This window comes from Nocardia sp. NPDC003963 (genome assembly GCF_053605105.1).
Genome location: NZ_JBSGIP010000002.1, coordinates 259,833 through 280,722, shown reverse-complemented (window position 1 = coordinate 280,722; position 20,890 = coordinate 259,833). Strand labels below are relative to the sequence as shown.

Genomic DNA, 20,890 nt, shown 5'->3' with positions numbered 1-20,890 from the left:
GTGACTAGCCGCGTTCGTCGTCGTCGCCGTAGCCACCCTGCTCGGCGAGGAAGCGTTCGAATTCGGCGCCCAGTTCGTCGCCACTGGGCAGTTCGCCCTCGCCGACCAAGAGGCTGGACTGCCGCTCCTGCGCACCGACGAAGGTGTCGTACTGGCGTTCCAGCGCATGCACCACCGTCTCCACCTCGGAGTTCCCGGCGATATGTTCATTGACCTGTTCGCGTACCCGGGCCGCGGCCTCGCCCAGCGCGGCGAGCGGAATCTCGAGGCCGGTGTTCTCACCGACATGCTCGAGCAGGGTCTGCGCGGCCTCCGGATAGGAGGTCTGCGCCAGATAGTGCGGTACGTGCACGGAGAAGCCCAGCGATTCGTGGCCGTGCTGAGCCATCCGGTATTCGAGCAGCGTGGCGGCGCTGGCCGGCACCTGCAGTTCGCCCGGCCAGCGCTGGTTCTCCGGGATCAGATCGCGGTTGGACGAATGCGCGGTGAGCCCCAGCGGCCGGGTATGCGGTACCGCCATGGGGATGGCACTCAGGCCGATACTGCGGCGTACCCCGAGCTGATCGGCCAGCAACCGCACCGCGGTGGTGAACTTCTCCCAGCGCAGATCCGGTTCCATACCGGCGAGCAGCAGGAACGGGGTGCCCGCGGTATCGCGCAGGGCCCACAGGTTCAGCTCCGGCTCGGCGTAATCGGAGAAATGGTCGGTCTTGAAGGTCATCAGGGGGCGCCGCGACCGATAGTCGAGCAGTTCGTCCACGTCGAACGAGGCGACGAGTTCGCCTTCCAAGCTCTCCCGCAGATGGGTGGTGGCCAGCCGGACCGCGTGACCCGCGTCGGAATAACCCTCCAGACCGTGCACCAGGACCGGCCCCGAACCGTCGTCGGACGACAGCTGCGGAGCGGGGAACTCCAGTTCGTACATTCGCGACTCGTAGTCCATCGCGTACTCCTTCCTGCGCGATCCGTGGCGGGCGGGTCGAGCATCACTGCCGTATCCGCTGCCGCGCCGCGAGCCGCGAATCGCCGTCCATTGTCCCCCATGCAGATATCCGGCCACACCCGGCCGTATACCGGCTCTCAGTGCTGACAACAGCGGCCACGGCCGCGGAATTCCCCGGTCCCGGCGGGGTGTGGGACGGAGGTCGGTGTGGTCGTGTGGCCGGTGGACGCACCGGGGAGTCTGGCACACTCTGTCGGCGGATGTACCCGATTTTCGTCGCGGCAACCCGCGATCGGTGAATCCGCGGCTGCGGATCGCCGTGAGCCCGGAGTTGTCCACAGGCGACGAGTTGTCCACAGACCTCTTCGGCGCGGGTATCTGTCCAGGTCACGGCCGGATCGGGCGGTACACCGTGCCGCATGCTCGAACCATGACTCCCGCCGCATCGTCCTCCCGTCCCGCTGTTCCCGCCGCCCGGTCATCGCAGTGCGCGTCCGGTGGCCGTCACCGCCCGAAAACTGCCTCCGGCACACCGGAAGGTCATCCTGCGCGGTGCCCCACGGCGAGGGCACTGGCGCGCTCCGTTCCGGCCACCCGGGTATCGGGAGCGGTGCCGGATCCGGGTTCGCGTCATACGTACGCGCAAATCTACGGTCGCACGGCGGCCGTGCGCGTTCGGTGCACCGAACACCCCGGCGACGGATACGACCACCTTCTCCATCCGGGGCCCGCCCGGCTCGACGATCCGGGAGATCTACTCGCGGCGATCCCGGCCATGCTCGGTTTCCGGCCGGAGCGTTCACTGGTGCTGGCTGTCCTGTGCGCGGCACCGACCGCGGAGAGCGCGGTCATCGATCTCGTCGTGCGTTTCGATCTCCGGCATCCGGATACCGGTTCCCCTTCCGATACCGAGACGGTGGCCGCCGCGGCCACCCGTGTCTGTGCCAGACCGGGAGTGGTGGGTGTGCTCGTAGTGCTGGTGGACGATCAGCAGAAAGACGGCGAACAGGCTCTGCGGCAACGGGTTCCGGTTCTGGCCGAACTGGAGAAGCAGTTGGCGGCGCGCGCCGTACCGGTGCGTGGTGCGTGGGCGGCGCGTTCGATAGCGGCCGGCGGGACGTGGTGGAGTGTCACCGGCCCGCCGCGCCACGGGCGGATCTCCGATCCGGTGGCTTCGACGGTGACCCTGGGCCGGGTCCTGGAGGGCCGGCCCATTCGCCACAGCAGAGAAGAACTGACCGGTTTGGTCGCGCCGGACCATGCCCTGCGCGCACAGGTTTCGGGCGAACTGGCCGGCGCCCGCGATCGCGCCAAGGACCGGTACGTGGCCGCCGCACGGAATGGTGATCCGGCCGGTTACCTGCGCGGCGAACTGATCACGGTGCTCTGGTTGATCGCGAACGCCGAATCGGGTGCGGGACTGGGGTCGCGGGAGCTGGCCCAGATCGCGGTGGCTCTGCGCGACCGGGAGATCCGCGACTCGGTGTTCGCGGTGGCCGATACAGCGCATGCCGAAGCCACCGAAGGTCTGCTGGCGCGCCTGACCCGCGCGCTGGACGGCGCCGACAGAGCCGAGGCGGCGACCCTGCTGGGGTTCTTCGCCTACGTCCGGGGCGACGGCCCCTTCGCCGGGATCGCCCTGGACATCGCGCTGGATTCCGATCCGCACCACTCCATGGCCGCACTACTGCACACCGCGCTGGAGGCGGGCATGCGGCCCGAACGCCTACGCGATCTGGCCCGATGCGACCGGGACGCCGCCGCGGCACTCGGTGTCGATCTCACCGGGGCATGGTGAGGCCCGGCGCGGGCGGCTCAGCGGGCGCTGTGTGCACGCGAGCCGAGCCCTCGGAGGTAGCTCCACGCGGTGGAAACGATCTCGTCGAGATCGTTGTGCTCGGGTTTCCAGCCGAGTTCGTCGATCGCGCGCCGGCTGGATGCGATCAATACGGCCGGGTCGCCGGCGCGGCGCGGGGCGTCGACCGCGGCGATGGGCCCGCCGGTGACCCGCTCACACGCGGAGATGACCTCCCGCACCGAGAATCCGGTGCCGCTGCCCAGATTGAACACCCGATGGGTGCTCGCCGCGGCGGATTCCAGGGCCAGCAGATGCGCCTGCGCCAGATCCAGGATGTGGATGTAGTCGCGGACCGCCGTGCCGTCCGGGGTCGGCCAATCGGTACCGAACACCGAGATGGAATCCCGGTGTCCCGCGGCCACCTGCAGCACCAGTGGGATCAGATGTGTTTCCACCACCCGGTTCTCGCCGAGGCCGCCGTAGGCGCCCGCGACATTGAAATAGCGCAGACTCGTGGCGGCCAGACCGTGCGCTGCGGAGTACGAGGTGATGGCGTGGTCGATCGCCAGTTTCGAGGCGCCGTAGGGGTTGGTGGGGCGGGTCGGCGCGTCTTCGGTGATCGGGACCTGCTCCGGCTCGCCGTACACCGCCGCGGTCGAGGAGAAGACCAGTCGCCGGGTATCGGTCTCCCGCATCGCTTCGAGCAGCGCGAGGGTTTTCACCACATTGCCGTGCCAGTACTTCTCGGGCCGCTGCACCGATTCGCCGACCAGCGATTGCGCCGCGAAATGCAGTACGCCGTCGAACTTCCGCGCGCGCAACAGATCCGGGGCCGCCTCGGCGATATCGCCCGCTACGAATTCCACACCCTCGGGAACACCGTCGGCATTACCCGTCGACAGATCGTCGACGACCACCACCTCGTGCCCCTGCTCGCGCAGAACGAGTGCGCAGACTCCACCCACATATCCGGCTCCGCCGGTGACCAGAAGTTTCATCGATCAGACCAGCTTCACCTGGACGGCGTGGGCCATTTCGTCGGGCAGTTCGAAACCCCCCGAGTGGCCCGGCACCGTGATGATCACAGCGCCCGGTTTGCTCTCGACAGTGACCCGGGCATCGGGTACCACACCTGCTTCCCGCAGACGGCCGATCACCTCGGGATCGGTCTGGATATGTTCGGCGAGGCGCCGGACCACCACCGCATGGGTACGGCCCTGCGGCAGTTCCGAGAGACGCTTCAGCGGCTCCTCCAGCAATTGCGTCGCGGAGATACCGAGCTCGTCCAATCCGGGAATGGGGTTGCCGTAGGGGGAGGTGGTGGGGTGATTGAGGACCTCCACCAGCCGTCGCTCGACATCCTCGCTCATCACATGTTCCCAGCGACAGGCTTCGGCATGCACGTTCTGCCAGTCCAGACCGATGATATCGACGAGCAGCCGTTCGGCCAGCCGGTGTTTGCGCATGACCGCGACCGCCATACTGCGGCCCTTCTCCGTCAGTTCGAGATGCCGGTCACCAGCGACGAGCAGCAATCCGTCGCGTTCCATCCGGGCCACGGTCTGACTGACCGTGGGGCCACTCTGCTCGAGGCGCTCGGCGATCCGGGCGCGCAGGGGTACTACGCCCTCCTCCTCGAGGTCGTAGATGGTACGGAGATACATCTCCGTGGTGTCGACCAGATCCTTCACTGTTGCCCCTTCGTCGGCACGAATTCTACCTGCGCACCAGCGACCCCGGTCCAATCGAACGGGTCGCAAGATGCGATGGGAATACACTCGGCGCGCGGCCCGACGCCGCAGTCGCGCATACATGTATTTCTACTGTATGACAACGTGCGATGGGGTTTCACCCTTCCCGATACGGTTGCGATCATGGCCACTGCATCGCCGGATCCGAACCCCGCCGCCGGGGAACTGGGCACAGTTGTCTGGACCGACCGCTTCCTGGACTACTCGTGGACCCCCGAACATCCGATGAAACCTGTCCGGTTGGAATACACGATGGCGCTGGCGCGTGCACTCGGAGTGCTCGACGGTATCGAACTCCTGGAGCCGGGCGCAGCCGATACCGCCGATCTGCTCCGGGTGCACACCGGGGACTACATCGACGCGGTGCGCGCGGCGGAGCCGTGGCAGACGATCGACGATCCACCGACCGACCCGCCGTACGGGCTGGGTTCCACCGACAACCCGATATTTCCCCGGATGCACGAGGCCGCCTCGGTGATCGTCGGCGGGACTCTCGCCGCCGCCCGCGCCATCGCCACGGGTGCCACCCGCCGCGCGGTGAGTATCGGTGGTGGTATGCACCACGCCATGCCCGGCCGGGCTGCCGGTTTCTGCGTCTACAACGACGCGGCGGTGGCCGTCTCCTGGCTGCTCGACCACGGTTTCGACCGGATCGCCTACCTCGATGTGGACGTGCACCACGGTGACGGTGTGCAGCGCGCGTTCTATCGCGACCCGCGGGTTCTCACTGTCTCGATCCACCAGCATCCGGCGACACTGTGGCCGAACACGGGCTGGCCGGAAGAGACCGGCAGCGGCGCCGGAGATGGTACGGCGATCAATCTCCCGCTGCTGCCGGGTACCCGGGACCCCCAGTGGTTGCGGGCCTTCCACGCGGTCGTGCCGAGCGCGGTGGCGGCCTTCCGGCCCCAGTTGGTGGTCAGCCAATGTGGTGTGGATACCCATCGGGAGGATCCGCTCGCCGAACTGGAACTGGGTATCGAGGGGCAGCGAGCGGCCTTCCTCGCCATGCGGGAGCTGGCCGATCGCTACGCGGAGGGCAGGTGGCTCGCGGTCGGCGGCGGTGGATACGGCCTGGTCCGGGTGGTGCCCCGGGCCTGGACCCATCTGCTGGGTATCGCGCTCGATCGTCCGGTGGACCCGGCGACCCCGATACCGCAGGATTGGATCGATCTCGTGCACACCGACAGGCCGCGGGTATCGCCGCCCCGCACCATGGGCGACGGTGTGGATATCGCGTTCCAGCGCTGGGACGGCCCCGGCGGTACTGCGGAAACCGGGGACGCCCGGATCGACCGTGCCCAGCGCGCGGTGGATACTGCCGTTCTCGCCACCCGCCGAGCGTGCTTCGGCCCGCTCGGCTTGGACCCGGAGGATCCGCGTGACTGAATCCAGCGACAGCGTCCCCGGCGATCCGCCGCCCGCGCCGCTACATTGGCAGGCCGATGTGCTGGCCTCCGACGGCGGCGTGGTGCGGTTGCGCCCGATCACTCCCGGCGATGCCGAGGAGCTGCAGCGGTTCCATACCGCCCTGTCCGAGCGCAGCCGTTACCTGCGGTACTTCGGCCCCTATCCGCGGATCTCGCCGAAGGATCTGTACCGCACCACCCATGTCGACTACCACGACCGGGTCGGGCTGGTCGTCGTCCTGGGTGAGGCGATCATCGCCGTCGGCCGGTACGAACTGCTCGACCGGACCGGTTCCCGGGCCGCCGAGGTCGCCTTCGTGGTGGCCGACGAACATCAGGGACGCGGTCTGGGATCCATCCTGCTCGAACATCTGGCGGGTGCGGCCGCGGAGAACCGCATCGACACCTTCGTCGCCGAGGTACTGGCGGAGAACACGGTGATGGTCACCGTGTTCCGCGAAGCGGGTTATCAGGTGGAGCGCAGTCGCGACGGTTCGGTGCTGCATCTCGAATTCGCCATCGACCCCACCGAGGCGTTGCGATCGGTGCGCGACGCCCGGGAACGTGCGTCCGAAGCACGAAGTGTCGGTAATCTGCTCGCCCCCCGTTCGGTGGCGGTGATCGGCGCGACACCCAGCACCGGGCGGGTCGGTGGTGTGGTGCTGGCCAATCTGCTGGACGGAACCTTCCAGGGCGCGGTGTATCCGGTGAACCCCGAGCGTCGTTCGGTACGCGGCGTGCACGCCTATGCCACGGTTCGCGATATCCCGGACGAAGTGGATCTGGCCGTTGTCGCGGTCCCGGCGGCCGCTATCGGTTCGGTGCTCGACGACTGTATGGCCAAGGGAGTCAAGGGCCTGCTCGTCTTGTCGGCGGGTTTCGGAGAGACAGGGGAGCCCGGGCAGATCGCCGAAGCCGAACTGGTCGAGGCCGCACGCGGGCACGGGATGCGAGTGGTGGGGCCGAGCGCGCTGGGTATCGCCAACACCGATCCGGCGGTGGGACTCAACGCCACCCTGGCCACGCTGTTGCCCGGGCGCGGCCGGATCGGGTTCTTCTGTCAATCGGGCCCGCTCGGCGTCGCGATCCTCGCCGAGGCCGCCACTCGTAATCTGGGGTTGTCCACGTTCGTATCCGCCGGCAACCGCGCCGATGTCTCCGGCAACGATCTGTTGCAGTACTGGGATACCGACGCCGATACCGATGTGATCCTGCTCTACCTGGAGAGTTTCGGTAATCCGCGCAAGTTCTCCCGGATCGCTCGCCGGGTGGCCCGCAACAAGCCCATCGTCGCGGTGAGTCCCAGTCGGCTGGCTGCCCGCGGGATGTCCGGCGGCGAACTGGACCGTTCCATCGTGCGTGATCTCTTCGCGCAATCCGGTGTGGTGCAGGCGGATTCGATTTCGGAGATGTTCGATTGCGCAGCGCTGCTGGGCTATCAGCCGCTACCACGCGGTCCCCGGCCGGCGGTGGTGGGTAACAGCAGCGCGCTCAACTGGCTCACCTCCGATGCCGCACGCAGTGAAGGGCTCACCGTGGTCGATCCGGTGGACCTCGGCCCCCAGGCCACACCCGAGGACTATCTGACCGCTGTCGTCGCCGCGCTCGAATCCGACGAGACCGACGCGGTGATCGTCATCTTCGCGCCGCCGATTCCGTTGCCGCAGTCCGGATATGCCGAGGCGATCCGGGCGGCCGTGGCGTCGGTACCCGAAGCCAAACCGGTACTCACCACATTCGCCAGTGGCGACGGTATCCCGAATCTGCTGGCCGTACGTGGTCCCGGCGCGGCCGCGGTCCGGGGTTCGATTCCCTCGTTCCCGGATCCGGCGCGCGCTGTCCGTGCCCTCGCCCGGGTGCACCGTTACGCCCGCTGGCGCGATCTCCCTGCGGCCCAGCTTCCGGATACCGCTCATCCGAATGGTGAGAACGGACGCCCGGCGGGTATCGACAGTGAGCGGGCCGTCCGGTTGTCGGCGGAATGGGCCACCGATCCGGCGGGCCGCTGGCTCACCGACGACGAGACCGTGCTGCTGCTCGATTGCTACGGCATCTCCGTGGTGGAGTTCCGGGCTGTCCGTGACGCGGATGCGGCGGTGGCGGCCGCCGAGGAGCTGGGGTATCCGGTGGCGGCGAAGGCGACCAACGAGAGTTGGCGGCGCCGCCCCGATATGAGCTGGGTGCGGCTGGACCTGTGGCGACCCGACGCGATCCGCCAGGCCTATCGTGATCTGGTCGAGCTGTGCGGGGATCCGCTGGTGCATATCCAGCGCATGGCTCCGAAAGGCGTGGGGTGTGTGCTGAAGGTGCAGGACGATCCGGCCTTCGGTTCGGTGATCGAGTTCGGTCTGTCCGGGCCGATCATCGAACTGCTCGGTGACCGTGCCTATCGCGCACTCCCATTGTCCGCCCAGGAAGCGGCCGCGCTGATCGACGCGCCACGCGCGGCGCCGCTGCTGAACGGCACCCCGGCGAGCCCGCGGGTCGACAAAGCAGCCCTGATCGAACTCACTCTGCGTATCTCCGCGATGTTCGACGATCTGCCGGAGTTGCGGGAACTGTCCTGCGAGCCGGTCCTGGCCGCCCCGGAGTCCGCGGCGATCCTCTACGCCCGGGCCAGGATCGGGCCGCAGCCGAGCCGCTTCGATATCGGGCCGCGACGCCTGGGGTGAACGCCCACTTGCCTGCGGTATGCGCTCTTCAGTGGGTGCTGTCTCCAGATACCGTCCGATGCCCGGCCGGTCCGGACGATGCAGGTGAGTGGCCGGGCCCGGATAGTGTCCCGGCGTGCGCCGAGTCCTGATTCCCTCGGCCGTATTACCTGAGGCGGCAACGGGATTCGTGGCCGGGCGCAGATGGGCGCGCCGAGGCCGAGCTGTGGAATCCGCCGAGCGGCGGCACTTTCCGTGGGCGGCGGTCTCGGAGCGAAACGATGGCTGGGAACCTCGCCGGAACCCGACGGGTTCGGCCGTCACGGCCGCGTCGATCGCGGAGTGCGTATCGCTCGGAGATACGGCCGGGATCGAGTCCGGCTGTTCGACACTCGGCACACGGGTCGCCGATAGGACTCGCCGTTCTGCGAACTCATCGTGTGATGGCCGTGACCGGGGCGAATCCCTGTTTCCGGGAGCTGCGTGGCGATCGTGTGTGGCGTCGGATGGATCAGGATCCCAGCGCCTACCGGCTGCCGGGCGGTGAGGAAATCGGCGATGATGGCGCGGTGCTGCACGACGAAACAGGAGGTGCCGTACGGGGAGCCGCCGGAAGACTCGACTGCTACTGAACATTTATCGCCGAATCGCCTGCTACCAGGGATCGGCCGACGAGCAGCCGCCGGCAGGGGATATCAGTGCGGGGCGTGCCGACTGTATTCGGAGTGGCCGGAACCGCGGTGGCCAGGCCACCGACCGGCCTCGCGGAGACAGCCGTCCGAGGGCCGCGCCACCGCGGCTTCGAACAGCGTGACCGGCCGAAAGTGGCCGGTCACCGGTTCCGCGGGCACGGTCAGCTGGCGTAGGCGCGCAGCCGGTCGGCCCGCTCACCCTTGCGGAGCTTGGACATCACCTCGCGTTCGATCTGCCGGACACGTTCCCGGGACAGGCCGAACAGCTTGCCGATCTGGTCCAGGGTGCGCGGCTGGCCGTCGTCCAGGCCGAATCTCAGCCGGATCACCTGCTGTTCGCGTTCGTCCAGGGTGTTCAGGACGCTGCGGACATCGTGATGGAGCAGACCGGCGATCACTGCGCTCTCGGCCGAGGTGGCTTCGGAATCCTCGATGAAGTCGCCCAGGGGGGCTTCTTCGTCGTTGCCGACCGGCATATCCAGGCTCACCGGGTCGCGGCTGTGGTCGAGCAGATCGGCGATCTTCTCCACCGCGATACCCGATTCGGCCGCCAACTCCGCGTCGGTGGCCTCCCGGCCGAGCTGCTGATGCAGTTCGCGCTTGATCCGGGCGAGTTTGTTGACCTGCTCGACGAGGTGGACCGGGAGCCGGATGGTGCGGCTCTGATCGGCCATACCTCTGGTGATCGCCTGACGGATCCACCAGGTGGCATACGTCGAGAATTTGAAGCCCTTGGCGTAGTCGAACTTCTCCATGGCGCGGATCAGGCCCAGATTGCCTTCTTGGATGAGATCCAGCAGCGGCATCCCACGGCCCGTGTACCGCTTCGCGAGCGAGACGACCAGACGCAGGTTGGCTTCCAGCAGGTGCGATCGCGCGGCCTGGCCCTCCCGGACGACGATCGCCAGATCACGCTTGCGGGTCGCCGACAAACGCTTGCCGGTCTCCAGCAGGTGCTGGGCGTAGAGACCCGCCTCGATACGCCTGGCCAGTTCTACTTCGTCGGCAGCTGTGAGCAGTGCGGTCCGGCCGATCCCGTTCAGGTACACACGTACCAGGTCGGCGGCGGGGCTCTGAGCGTCGAGGTCCGTATCACTGGGGCGCACACGAGTGGTGGCGGGGCTTGTCATGACTTGCCTCCTGTCGGTGGTGTCTCACTCCGAACAACGGACCCGACATAGGGAAAGTTCCCTCGCCGAGCGCGGATAAACCGCTCTGAACTGCGGTTTTCACGGTGGCGTTCTGAGAAGTTCCTGAGAAGGAGAGCCCATCGCCAGAAGGCGGAACACGCTGTCGGGGCGTACTCCTAGCGCGGTACGGGATGGATCAACCCGTGTCTCACCAAACCGGTGACCACGCCGAGGGCGGCATCCGCGAACTCCGGGGCGACCTCCTCCGCTCCCTGTGACAGTGCCAGCAGTTCGATCAGTTCGTACAACGGCAGGCCCTCGGGCCGCATTCCCGCCAGCAGCGAGACGGTCGTCTCGTCCACTTCGTGCTGCCACCGCGGCCCGTCACCCCGGTGCAGGCGCGCCACCTGCTGTTCCCAGCCCTCGACCCCCGGTAGTGACACCCGTTCGAGCGCGGTCGCCGGATCGATCCGGTACCGGGACTGCCACACCTGTGCCGGGTCGCCGGCGGTTGCGCGCAACCAGGCCGACCGTTCGAAATAGGCGTGGGCCTCCGCGCCGAGCGGATCGTCGAAGCCGTGGGTGAGGTCCTCGGCCAGGAGTTCGGTCGGTGCGTCCACGGCGCGTAGATAGACGAATCCGAATCCCACCCCGGTCACCCCGGCCTGCTCGAGGGCGGTCAGCCATTCGTCGGCCCGCTGCTGGCCCTCGGGACTGCGCGGGTCGAGACCGGCATCGCGCAGCCAGGTCCCGACGTACAGCGCGGGGTCGGCGATATCGCGCTGGACGACCCAGGCATCGAGACCGTGCGCGGGTAACCATCCGGAGACCCGCTGCCGCCAGTCCTGTTCCTCCGTGTGCACCCAGGCGGCCAGCACCGCGGCGGTCCCGCCGGGTGCCAGCAGTCCGGGGACGCCCGAGAGCACCAGTTCGCTGGCACCGTCGAGCGCGAGACCGGAATCACGGTAGGTGTGCTCGATCCGGGCGGGACCGACCACGAACGGGGGATTGGCCACCACCTGGTCGAAGCGGCGTCCGGCCACCGGCTCGAACCAGGACCCGGGGAGCAGATCGATCTCGAGGTCGTTGAGCGCGGCCGTGGCCTCGGCCAGCCACAGGGCGCGCCGGTTCACATCGGTCGCGGTGACCGACCGGGCGTAGGACGCGGCGTGGACGGCCTGGATACCGCAGCCGGTGCCCAGATCCAGTACCGATCCGACGGATGCGGTGGGGGTGGCCCGCAACAGCGAGAGCGAGGCGTGGCCCACCCCGAGTACGTGGTCCTCGGTCAGGGTGCGCCGCTGCATCGAATCGTCCAGATCGGACAGAATCCAGCGGTTACCCGCACCGATATCGGTCGGCCGCAGATCCAGGGCCGCACGGACCGCACCGCCGCTGCGGGTGAGCAATCCCGCCGCCACGGCATCGTCGATGGGTACCGGTGCCAGCGCGGTGGCGGCTTCCCGCTCGTCCAGGGCGTCGCCGAGGAGCAGTAGCCGGACGAGGACGCCCAGTTCACCCGCCCGGCGGGCCGCGCGGCGTACCGGTACCGGCTCCCCGCGGCCCAGGGCGCTGTGCGCCTCGTCGCCCAGCACCTCGAGCAAGGTGTCGGCGTCGTACCCGACCCTGGTGAGCGCGGTTCGCAGCGCTGGGGCCAGGGCGGTCAGCGATGAGCGGACGGTCGATCCGTATGTGGGCACAGCGGTACTCTGCCACCTCCGGGTACGCACCCCGAGTGCCGCACCGGCCGGTGCCGGGTGGGGCTACCCGTCGATCTCGTCGTGCCGGCGTTCCTCCAGCGCCGGCCGCGCGCGATCCCAGCGGCTGGGTTCGTTCTTGTCCCGGGGCGGCCGGTCGTTGGCGATGAGGACCGCGATCCACGGCAGCGGGACCGAGGCCGCCATGATGAGAATCGAGACCAGAGCGTTGCCGAATGCCGAGTAGGCCACAGCGGCCAGGATCAGCGCGGGGATCCGGAACGCCATGATGATGCTGTACCGGCGGACCCGGGCCCGATGCTGGTCCTCGAAGGAGGGCGCGGCCTCGGTGATCAGCGCCGCGTGTTTGGCGTCGTCGCCGGGAAAGAAACCACGCGAACGGGCGGGACGGGCCGACCGCGGTGTGCCGAGGTGTTCACCGGGACCACTCGCACCGGCGTCGAGGTGCTCCGGGCCGCGCCCGGAGTCTTCGCCGTGCTGCTGCATACCTTCGAGTCTTGCACTATCGCCACCGTCGTGTACAACGTGTCCGGCTTCGATCGTGTACTCCGTCCCCGGGGGCGGTCGCGTGGGGCGCAGGGGAGCATTCGCATCGGGTCGGTGTCCGGCCCGGCCGCGGTTCCACACGCCGGTGCCACCCGGTCGACGGGGGTGATCGTGCGAGCGCGGCGCCCGGATGCGGCATCATGGAGGGCGTGAGTACCGATACTCTGGTCCGCCCCGATACGACCACCGACGAGACCACCGATGACGACACCCCCAAGTTCTTCCACTATGTGAAGAAGGAAAAGATCGCCGAGAGTGCCGTTATGGGCACCATGGTGGTCGCGTTGTGTGGTGAGGTCTTCCCGGTGACGCGCTCGCCGAAGCCCGGTTCCCCGGTCTGCCCGGACTGCAAGAAGGTCTACGAGACCCTCCGCAAAGGCGACTGAGCCCGCCCCGCCACGGCCGGCCAGTACCCCCGACCGGTCGCGAATCGGTGTGCGATCGGTCCGGGCGTCCCTGGGCGGTCCGGCTGCTCTCGGCGCGTGCAGCGGGACCGGTCCCCGCGTCGCTGTCGGCACCGCCGGGCCGGATCAGCGGGTGACCGGGGCGGGTGTCCCGCCGGTGGGGCCTTCCCCCGACTCGTCGTCGCGTCGGGTGCCACGACGCCGCGGTATCCGGTGTGAGCCGGGATCGGCCGGATCGGTATCGCCTCCGGTCCGGTCCGCGTCCCGCCGTTTGGCCAGCCACGCTTTGAACTGTTCCATCCGGGTCGCGCGGGCCGGCCAGAACTCCTGGACCGCGGCATTGAACTCCGCGCCGAGGATCACCGCGAAGCCCAGGAAGAACGTGAACAGCAGGAATGCGATCGGGGTGGCGAGTGCGCCGTAGGTGACCCCGGTCCTGGTCACCAGGGCCAGGTAGTGGCGCAGGATATCGCTGGCCGCCATGAAGAACACCGCCGCCAGCAACGCGCCACAGAAGAGCCGGTGATAGGGCAGCGAACTGTGCAGCGCGAGTTTGTACAGCGTGGCCAGGCCGATGATGAGGAGTAGGCCCACCGCGGGGTAATAGAAGGTATCGATCAAGCGCAGCCCCGGTTCGAGCCAGGAGTCCGGCAGAATCCGCCCGATCAGCACCGGGCCCAGCGCGACCAGCGGCAGGATGAAGATCGCCGCGATGAGGAACTGGACGTAGAGCAGCAGGGCGAAGATGCGCTGCCAGATCGGATTCCGGGCATCCTGCTGGTCGTGCGCCTCCACGATCGCGTCGACGAAGGTCGCCATCGCCGACGATCCGGCCCACAGCGAGAGCACGAAACCCACCGAGACGAACGCGGCCCGGCCACGTCCGAGCACATCGCGGATCGTCGGCTCGATCAGATCGGTGACCACACTCGGACTGAAGAGGTCACGACTGAACGTGAGAGTCTTCGATTCCACGATCTCCACGGTGTCGGGTCCGAACAGGCCGCTCACATATCCGAGCCCACCGAGCAAGCCGAACAGTAGCGGTACCAGCGAGAGGGTCTGCCAGAAGGCCGCCGCGGCGGATTTGGCGAAAATCGAGTCGTCCCAGGCTTTGACAGCCACCCGCCGGATCAAGCGGCCGATCTGGGTGAGGGCGCGCCGCACCCACGCGGTACCCGACGGGTCCGCGCCGGGTTCGCGTCCGTAACTGTGCATGGTCTGTCCAGCATCGCGCACCCGGGCGCCGAGCGGTACGGCAGTGGGCAACGTGTCGGGGGCGACGGGTGAATCCCCGGTTACCGGTCGCGGCCCGGGAAACCGCCGCGGTCCGGGTGTGACACCCGTCGCGACGGCCGCGCCGGTTTGGCGCCACGGCCGCAACGGCCGCTAGTGTTTGTCTCCGTGACCGATGCGAGCGGTGCTATTGCGACGGAGGTTCCGGGCGCATCCCTGCGCGCGTGGCAGCGGCGCGCGCTCACCCGGTACCTGGCGACCAAACCCCGGGATTTCCTCGCTGTGGCGACACCTGGAGCCGGTAAGACCACCTTCGCGCTGCGGGTCGCCGCGGAATTGCTCGCCGACCGGACGGTGGACCAGATCACCGTGGTCGCGCCGACCGAGCACCTGAAACACCAGTGGGCCGCGTCCGGGACGCGTTCCGGGCTGGCGCTGGATTCGAACTTCTCCAACACCACCGGCGGCACGTCGGGCGACTATCACGGTGTGGTCGTCACCTACGCCCAGGTCGCCGCGCATCCGTTCAAGCACCGGGTGCGTACCGAGAACCGGCGCACCCTGGTGATCCTGGACGAGATCCATCACGCGGGTGATGCGAAGAGCTGGGGCGACGCGGTCGCCGAGGCATTCGGCGACGCCACCCGCAGGCTGGCACTGACCGGCACCCCGTTCCGCAGCGACGACAGCCAGATCCCGTTCATCACCTACGAGCCGGACGAAGCCGGTCTGCCGCGTTCCCGGGCCGACCACAGCTACGGCTACACCGAGGCGCTCGCCGACGGGGTGGTCCGGCCCGTGGTCTTCCTCGCCTATTCGGGTGAGGCGCATTGGCGCGACAGCGCGGGCGAGGAGTACACGGCCCGGCTGGGTGAACCGCTGAACGCCGAGCAGACGGCCCGGGCCTGGCGTACCGCCCTGGATCCCGCGGGTGACTGGATCTACGCGGTGCTGCGGGCGGCGGATATGCGGTTGGCGCAGCTGCGCGAGGGCGGGATGCACGATGCCGGCGGTCTGGTGATCGCCTCCGACCAGGAACGGGCCCGCGCCTACGCGGAACTGATCGAGCATCTCACCGGCAGCCGTCCGGTGCTGGTGCTCTCCGACGATCCGACGTCCTCGGCCCGGATCGGTGAGTTCAGCGCCGGTAATCAACCGTGGATGGTCGCGGTCCGGATGGTGTCCGAAGGGGTGGATGTCCCGCGCCTGGCGGTCGGCGTGTACGCCACCAGCGCCTCCACCCCGCTCTATTTCGCCCAGGCCATCGGCCGTTTCGTACGTGCCCGGCGCCCGGGGGAGACGGCCAGCGTGTTCCTGCCCTCCGTCCCGGTGCTGCTGGATCTGGCCGCGCAGCTCGAGGTGCAACGCGATCACGTCATCGGTAAACCGCACCGGGAGAAGGACGGTCTCGACGACGAACTGCTGACCGAGGCGAACAAGCAGCAGGACGAACCGGGCGAGGATGAGAAGGCCTTCGTACCGCTGGCCGCCGACGCCGAACTGGACCAGGTGATCTACGACGGGTCCTCGTTCGGTACCGCGACATTCGCCGGTAGCGCCGAAGAAGCCGACTACCTGGGTATTCCGGGTCTGCTCGACGCCGAGCAGATGCGCGCGCTGCTGCGTGAACGCCAGGCCAAGCAGATCGCCGACCGGTCCAGCGCGGAGCCGGCGACGCCCGTGCCGGCCGCGCCGGCCGCGGGTAATGCCGCCGAACGGGTGGCGACCGCCGACAAACTGGGCGAACTGCGCCGCGAATTGAACAGTCTGGTCGCGATGCACCATCACCGCACCGGGAAGCCACACGGAGTGATCCACGGCGAGCTGCGGCGTCAGTGCGGCGGCCCGCCGACCGCGCTGGCGACCGTCGATCAGCTCGGCGAGCGGATCGCTGCGCTGCGCCGGATGTGACCGACCGGGCATTCCCGGACGTGTTCGCCGGCACTGTCGGCGTGCTGCCGAACCTGATCACGGTGAACCACGCGGCTTTCGCAGCCGCAGACCACCGCGCCGGACAGCGTGCCCGGCAGGCGGTGCGGTACGTGAGCAGTGGTGGCGGTCGGACGAGACCCGGGCGCCTGTAGTCGGGGTTCCGGTAGTAACCGCCGAAAAACCAACGGATATGGCGTAGCCGCAGCTGGCCGCTGGTGAGGCCAGGTTCGGTCTGCGGTGGAGGCGGGTTACTGGTTGGCTTGGCTCCCAACGTGGTTGGTTGCTGGGAGGTCGGTTTCGTGGCGACGCGGGTGTTCGCGGATGAGGAGTTGGCGCGTCTGCGGGAGTTCCCGGAGATCGGCCGGGAGCAGCTGTTCCGGTTCTTCGCGCTCTCGCCGGCGGATCTGGCGTTCGTCGATCCCGGCCGCGGTCGTGGTCCGGCTGATCGGCTGGGTATCGCGATCGCGTTGTGCACGTTGCCGTGGCTGGGGTTCGTGCCCGATCGGGTGGTGACCGCACCGCCGGTCGCGGTAGCCCGGTTGGCCGAGCAGCTGCGGCTCGACGGTACCGAGATCCGTTCCTACGGCCGCCGCGCCCAGACCCGCACCGACCATCTACGCCTGGTCGCCCAGTATCTGGGCTGGCGTCAGGCGGGTGCGCTCGAACTCGAGGAGCTCGACGAGTTCCTGCTCGCGCGGGCGATGGAACACGATTCCCCGACTCTGCTGTTCCGGTTGGGGTGTGAGTATCTGATCTCGGCGCGGGTGATCCGGCCCGGTCCGGTGACCATGGTCGAACGCGTCGCCCACGCCCGCGAGCAGGCCCAGCGCGAGACCTGCGACCGGCTGGCCCACGAGTTCACCCCGGCTCGCTGCGCCGAGTTGGACGCACTGCTGACCACCGATGTCTCGCTGGGGGTTTCGCGGTTGCGGTGGCTGTCGACCGGGCCGGTGGAGGCGTCCGCGGCTGCGGTGCGCGCCGAGGTCGACAAGCTGGCGTTCCTGCGCGGCCTGGGTGCCGACCGGCTCGATATGTCGGTGCTGCCCGCCGAGCGGCGACGGTTCCTGGCCACGATGGGGCGCCGGTCGACCCCGCAGGCGTTGGAACGCCGGGATCCGCAGCGGCGGTATCCGATCCTGCTCACCGTGCTGGCGCAGTCCGGAACCGACGTGCTCGACGAGGTCGTGGCCTTGTTCGATCAGGCGATCTCGGCGAAGTTCGGTGCCGCCGAACGCCGGATGCAGCAGGAATTGGCCGAACGCGGCAGATCCGGAGAGGACCGCCAGGCCCTGCTGGACGACCTCCTGGCGATCGTGACCGATCCTGCGGTGGCCGATGAGGAGATCGGTGCGTTGATCCGCGGCGATGCGATCGGGTGGGAACGTCTGCGGGCGGCGATCGCGCAGGCCAACCCCGGTTGCCGCGTGATCACGGGCACCTGGCCGCGCTGGACTCCTCCTACAATTACCTGCGTCAGTTCACCCCCGCGGTGCTGTCGACGGTGGAGTTCGCGGGCGGGACCGCGGCGACGGAGTTGTTGATCGCGGTCGCGATGCTGCGTGAACTCAACGCGACCGCGCGGCGGAAGGTGTTCGACGAGGCCCCGACCGGGTTCGTGCCCGCGAAGTGGCGCGGCTACCTCGACGCGGCGCGCAAGTCCGGCAGCGCTACCGCCTACCGGCACTACTGGGAGCTGTGCGTGCTGCTCGGGCTGCGCGACGGGCTGCGCAGCGGGGACGTGTACGTGCCCGGCTCACGCCGCTACGCCGACCCGGCCGCCTACCTGCTCACACCGCAGCGGTGGGAACCGCAGCGCGGCGAGTTCTGCCGTTTGGTCGGGCGATCGGCCGATCCCGACGTCGCCCTGGCCGCCGTCGTCGAAGAACTGCACACCGCGGTCGATGAACTCGAGACCGTGCTCGCCGAAGGTGAGGGGCCGGTACGCCTGGACGGCGAGTCCGGGGAGCTGATCATCTCCCCGCTGACCGCCGAGGATGTTCCGGCCGAGGCGATCTCGCTCAAGGCCGAGCTGACCGAGATGCTGCCGTTCGCGCCGATCGTGTCGTTGCTGATCGAGTTGGACAAGCGCACCGGCTACCTGGACTGTTTCACCCACGCCGGTGGCCGGGCAACCCGCACGCCGGAGCTGAAGCGCAACCTGATCGCGGTGCTGCTCGCGCACTCGACCAACCTCGGGTTGACCCGGATGGCCGAGGCCTGCGGCATCTCCTACGACATCTTGTCCTGGACCGACGAATGGTATGTGCGCGAGGAAACCCTGCGCGCGGCCAACCTAGTACTCATCGACTACCACCAGCGGCTCCCGCTGAGTCCGGTGTTCGGCACCGGGACCTTGTCGTCGAGCGACGGGCAGCGGTTCCCCACGCGCGGGAAATCCACCACCGCGCGGCCGATGAGCCGCTACTTCGCCGGTGAGGGCCTGTCGACCTACACCCATGTCACCGACTCCCACTCCACCTACGGCACGAAGGTGATCGTGGCGACCAAACGCGAAGCCCACTACGTGCTCGATGAGATCCTGGGCAACGCCACCGATCTGCCGATCACCGAACACGCCACCGACACCCACGGGGTCACCCTGGTCAACTTCGGGCTGTTCGACCTGCTCGGGATGCAGCTGTCCCCCACGCATCCGGGACCTGGGACGCATCACCCTCTACCGGCCGGGCCCGCGCGCCGCGGCCGAGGACCGGTTCCCGCACGCGGGCCCGCTGATGACCCGAAAGGCCAACATCGATCTGATCGCCGAGCACTGGGACGACCTGCTCCGGTTGGCCGGCTCGCTGAAGTTCGGGCACGCCACCGCCTCCCTGCTCGTCGGCAAGCTCTCCGCCTCGGGCCGTCAGAACACCCTGGCCGCAGCGCTCAAGGAGTACGGGGCGCTGCGGCGCACCATCTACGCCGCGAAATACCTCGCCGATCCGGACTACCGGCGCAAGATCACCCGCCAGCTCAACAAGGGCGAATCCCTGCACGCACTACGCCGCGACCTGCTCTACGCACACGAGGGCACGATCCGCGCCCGCCAGCTCGCCGACGAAACCGAGCAAGCGTGGTGCCTGACCCTGGCCACCAACGCCGTGATCGCCTGGACCACCGAGTACTACGGCCTCGCGGTCGAGCAGATGCGCCGGGCCGGGCACCGCATCGACGCCGAGGTCCTGGCCCACGTCAGCCCCGCGCACAGCGCCGACATCAACTTCTTCGGCGCGATCGAAGTCGACATCGAGGGCGAACTCGCCGCGCTCGGCCCGACGGGCTACCGGCCGCTGCGGGTGCGCGACACCCTGTTCTGACCGGTCCCGGCGTTACCCCAGGGCCCGGTTCGTGTGCTCGTGGTCGAGCCATTCGGTGGTCCTCATGTCCGGGATCAGGTCCGCGCAGGATCGTCCGTCCTTGGTCCAGTCGTGGTCCCAGGCCCGTGAGTGGTGCGGTCCGGCGATGTAGCCGAAGGAGTAGGGGCGCCCTCGACTCCGATCCGCAGCTTGTCGGCGGTGATGCCCGCCCACTGGCGTCCGGTGTGCCGGCTGATCACCCGCCGTGCCCGGCCGGTCCAGACGTGCAGGGCGTATTTCGGGCTCGCTGTGGGTGACGCCGGGATTCCATGCCGGCTCCTGGGTCGACTGCGCGGGCGGGGCGTCTGGTCGGCCGGTGACCGCGGCGCCGAAGGGGCGGCGCGGCAGTGGGGGCGATGCGGTTCGGCGTCGCGTTGGTCGGTGACATGCGTACTCCAGGTCCACGCTTCCCGCCGGGCGGTGTACGTCGGGGACCTCGCGGTTCCGAATGGCGAGCCCGACATATGCAGAAGTTAGGACTTACTGCGTGCGAAGAGAATCGCTTGCTGAGCTTTCGCATCCGGGTCGAGCAGCATCTGGGCCTCGACCACGAATCCGGCATCGTGCAGCCACGATGCCACCTGGTTCGGCTGACGGCGGTGGATATGGACCTTCATCGGGTGACCGCCGTAGCCCTCTGTCTTCAACAGCGACTCGCCGCCGACGTGAAACAGGAGTTGCAACGGTCCGCCGGGACGCAATGCTTGGTGGAAGCGCCCGAATACAGTCGGCACCTCGTCGTCTGGGATGTGGATCAAAGACTGCCAGGCGAGCAGGCCGGCCACCGAAGCGACGGGCAGGTTCAGTTCCGTCATCGAGCCCACCTCGAACCGCAGGCCGGGGTGGTCGCGCCGGGCCACGTCGATCATCGCCGGGGAGAGGTCGATACCGAAGGCGTCGACACCGAGCTCATGCAGGTGGGCGGTGACTTCACCGGGGCCGCAGCCGACGTCCGCGACCGGTCCGCCGCCAGCGGTCCGCACGCTGTCGGCGAACAATGCCAGAGCCGCGCGAAGGTACTGGTGTCCGGCGAGGGCGCCGCGCACTTGGTCGGCATAGCTGACCGCGACCGTGTCATAAGAGGTTCGGGTGTCGGCCAACCAATCATCCGTGGTCATGACCGGCAGGATATTCCATGATCGCGGCGGACTCGGCGCTACCCGGGAACGGCGAAGGTGCCTCCACCCGGCCGGGTGGAGGCACCTTGAACGGCGGTACGCGTCTGGCCGTGACCGCTCAACGATAGCAGTGATACCCCGGATAATGGGCTGTTATCCGGGGTAACTCGAGAGGCGACCTGCGGCGGACCCGCTCCGGCGTGCAC

At 68.5% G+C, this 20,890-nt stretch carries 14 protein-coding genes and 1 pseudogene; 7 read left to right on the top strand and 8 right to left on the bottom strand.

Going from position 1 to position 20,890, the window contains the following annotated elements:
- Positions 1-4 precede the first annotated feature (4 nt).
- Entirely contained in the window at positions 5-943 is a 939-nt protein-coding gene (locus ACWEWT_RS09890; RefSeq protein ID WP_452557928.1) for a PAC2 family protein, read from the bottom strand.
- 667 nt (positions 944-1,610) lie between these two features.
- Here ACWEWT_RS09890 and ACWEWT_RS09885 point away from each other — a divergent pair.
- Positions 1,611-2,741, top strand: a complete 1,131-nt coding sequence (locus ACWEWT_RS09885; protein WP_452557927.1) for a DUF4192 domain-containing protein — start codon at positions 1,611-1,613, stop codon at positions 2,739-2,741.
- Between the two features lie 17 nt (positions 2,742-2,758).
- On the opposite strand, the gene galE is transcribed toward ACWEWT_RS09885, so the two are convergent.
- Positions 2,759-3,739, bottom strand: coding sequence for a UDP-glucose 4-epimerase GalE (gene galE / locus ACWEWT_RS09880; RefSeq protein WP_452557926.1), 981 nt, complete (start codon positions 3,737-3,739; stop codon positions 2,759-2,761).
- Positions 3,740-3,742: 3 nt separating this feature from the next.
- On the bottom strand, positions 3,743-4,432 hold the full coding sequence (locus ACWEWT_RS09875; RefSeq protein ID WP_452557925.1) for a metal-dependent transcriptional regulator: 690 nt from the start codon (positions 4,430-4,432) through the stop codon (positions 3,743-3,745).
- Between the two features lie 183 nt (positions 4,433-4,615).
- On the opposite strand from ACWEWT_RS09875, the gene ACWEWT_RS09870 reads away from it, so the two are divergent.
- The 3 genes from ACWEWT_RS09870 (at position 4,616) to ACWEWT_RS09860 (ending at position 9,184) form a co-directional block, all read left to right on the top strand.
- Complete coding sequence (locus tag ACWEWT_RS09870; protein WP_452557924.1) at positions 4,616-5,881, top strand: acetoin utilization protein AcuC; 1,266 nt, start codon at positions 4,616-4,618, stop codon at positions 5,879-5,881.
- A complete protein-coding gene (locus tag ACWEWT_RS09865) occupies positions 5,874-8,573 on the top strand; it encodes a bifunctional acetate--CoA ligase family protein/GNAT family N-acetyltransferase (RefSeq protein ID WP_452557923.1) in 2,700 nt (899 codons plus the stop codon). Before ACWEWT_RS09870 ends, ACWEWT_RS09865 begins: the two co-directional genes overlap by 8 nt.
- 428 nt (positions 8,574-9,001) lie before the next feature.
- Complete coding sequence (locus ACWEWT_RS09860) at positions 9,002-9,184, top strand: hypothetical protein (RefSeq protein WP_452557922.1); 183 nt, start codon at positions 9,002-9,004, stop codon at positions 9,182-9,184.
- 221 nt (positions 9,185-9,405) lie between these two features.
- Here ACWEWT_RS09860 and ACWEWT_RS09855 read toward each other — a convergent pair whose 3' ends face one another.
- The 3 genes from ACWEWT_RS09855 to ACWEWT_RS09845 form a co-directional block, all read right to left on the bottom strand.
- Positions 9,406-10,374, bottom strand: a complete 969-nt coding sequence (locus ACWEWT_RS09855; protein WP_452557921.1) for a sigma-70 family RNA polymerase sigma factor — start codon at positions 10,372-10,374, stop codon at positions 9,406-9,408.
- Positions 10,375-10,550: 176 nt separating this feature from the next.
- Positions 10,551-12,074 carry a DUF7782 domain-containing protein gene (locus ACWEWT_RS09850; protein WP_452557920.1) on the bottom strand — a complete coding sequence of 508 codons (1,524 nt, stop codon included), beginning with the start codon at positions 12,072-12,074 and terminating at the stop codon, positions 10,551-10,553.
- Positions 12,075-12,137: 63 nt separating this feature from the next.
- Complete coding sequence (locus ACWEWT_RS09845) at positions 12,138-12,578, bottom strand: DUF3099 domain-containing protein (protein WP_452557919.1); 441 nt, start codon at positions 12,576-12,578, stop codon at positions 12,138-12,140.
- 209 nt (positions 12,579-12,787) lie between these two features.
- Here ACWEWT_RS09845 and ACWEWT_RS09840 point away from each other — a divergent pair, with 209 nt between their 5' ends.
- Positions 12,788-13,024: a DUF3039 domain-containing protein gene (locus tag ACWEWT_RS09840; RefSeq protein WP_452557918.1), complete on the top strand. Its 237-nt coding sequence runs from the start codon at positions 12,788-12,790 to the stop codon at positions 13,022-13,024.
- A 144-nt stretch (positions 13,025-13,168) separates the two neighbouring features.
- Here ACWEWT_RS09840 and ACWEWT_RS09835 read toward each other — a convergent pair whose 3' ends face one another.
- Positions 13,169-14,260 carry a YihY/virulence factor BrkB family protein gene (locus ACWEWT_RS09835; RefSeq protein ID WP_452557917.1) on the bottom strand — a complete coding sequence of 364 codons (1,092 nt, stop codon included), beginning with the start codon at positions 14,258-14,260 and terminating at the stop codon, positions 13,169-13,171.
- A 186-nt stretch (positions 14,261-14,446) separates the two neighbouring features.
- Here ACWEWT_RS09835 and ACWEWT_RS09830 point away from each other — a divergent pair, with 186 nt between their 5' ends.
- Both ACWEWT_RS09830 and ACWEWT_RS09825 read left to right on the top strand, forming a co-directional pair.
- Positions 14,447-16,189, top strand: coding sequence for a DEAD/DEAH box helicase (locus ACWEWT_RS09830; RefSeq protein ID WP_452557916.1), 1,743 nt, complete (start codon positions 14,447-14,449; stop codon positions 16,187-16,189).
- Positions 16,190-16,509: 320 nt separating this feature from the next.
- A pseudogene (locus tag ACWEWT_RS09825) lies at positions 16,510-19,527 on the top strand (Tn3 family transposase).
- A gap of 512 nt (positions 19,528-20,039) precedes the next feature.
- Here ACWEWT_RS09825 and ACWEWT_RS09820 read toward each other — a convergent pair.
- Positions 20,040-20,684: a class I SAM-dependent methyltransferase gene (locus ACWEWT_RS09820; RefSeq protein WP_452557915.1), complete on the bottom strand. Its 645-nt coding sequence runs from the start codon at positions 20,682-20,684 to the stop codon at positions 20,040-20,042.
- Positions 20,685-20,890: the final 206 nt, after the last annotated feature.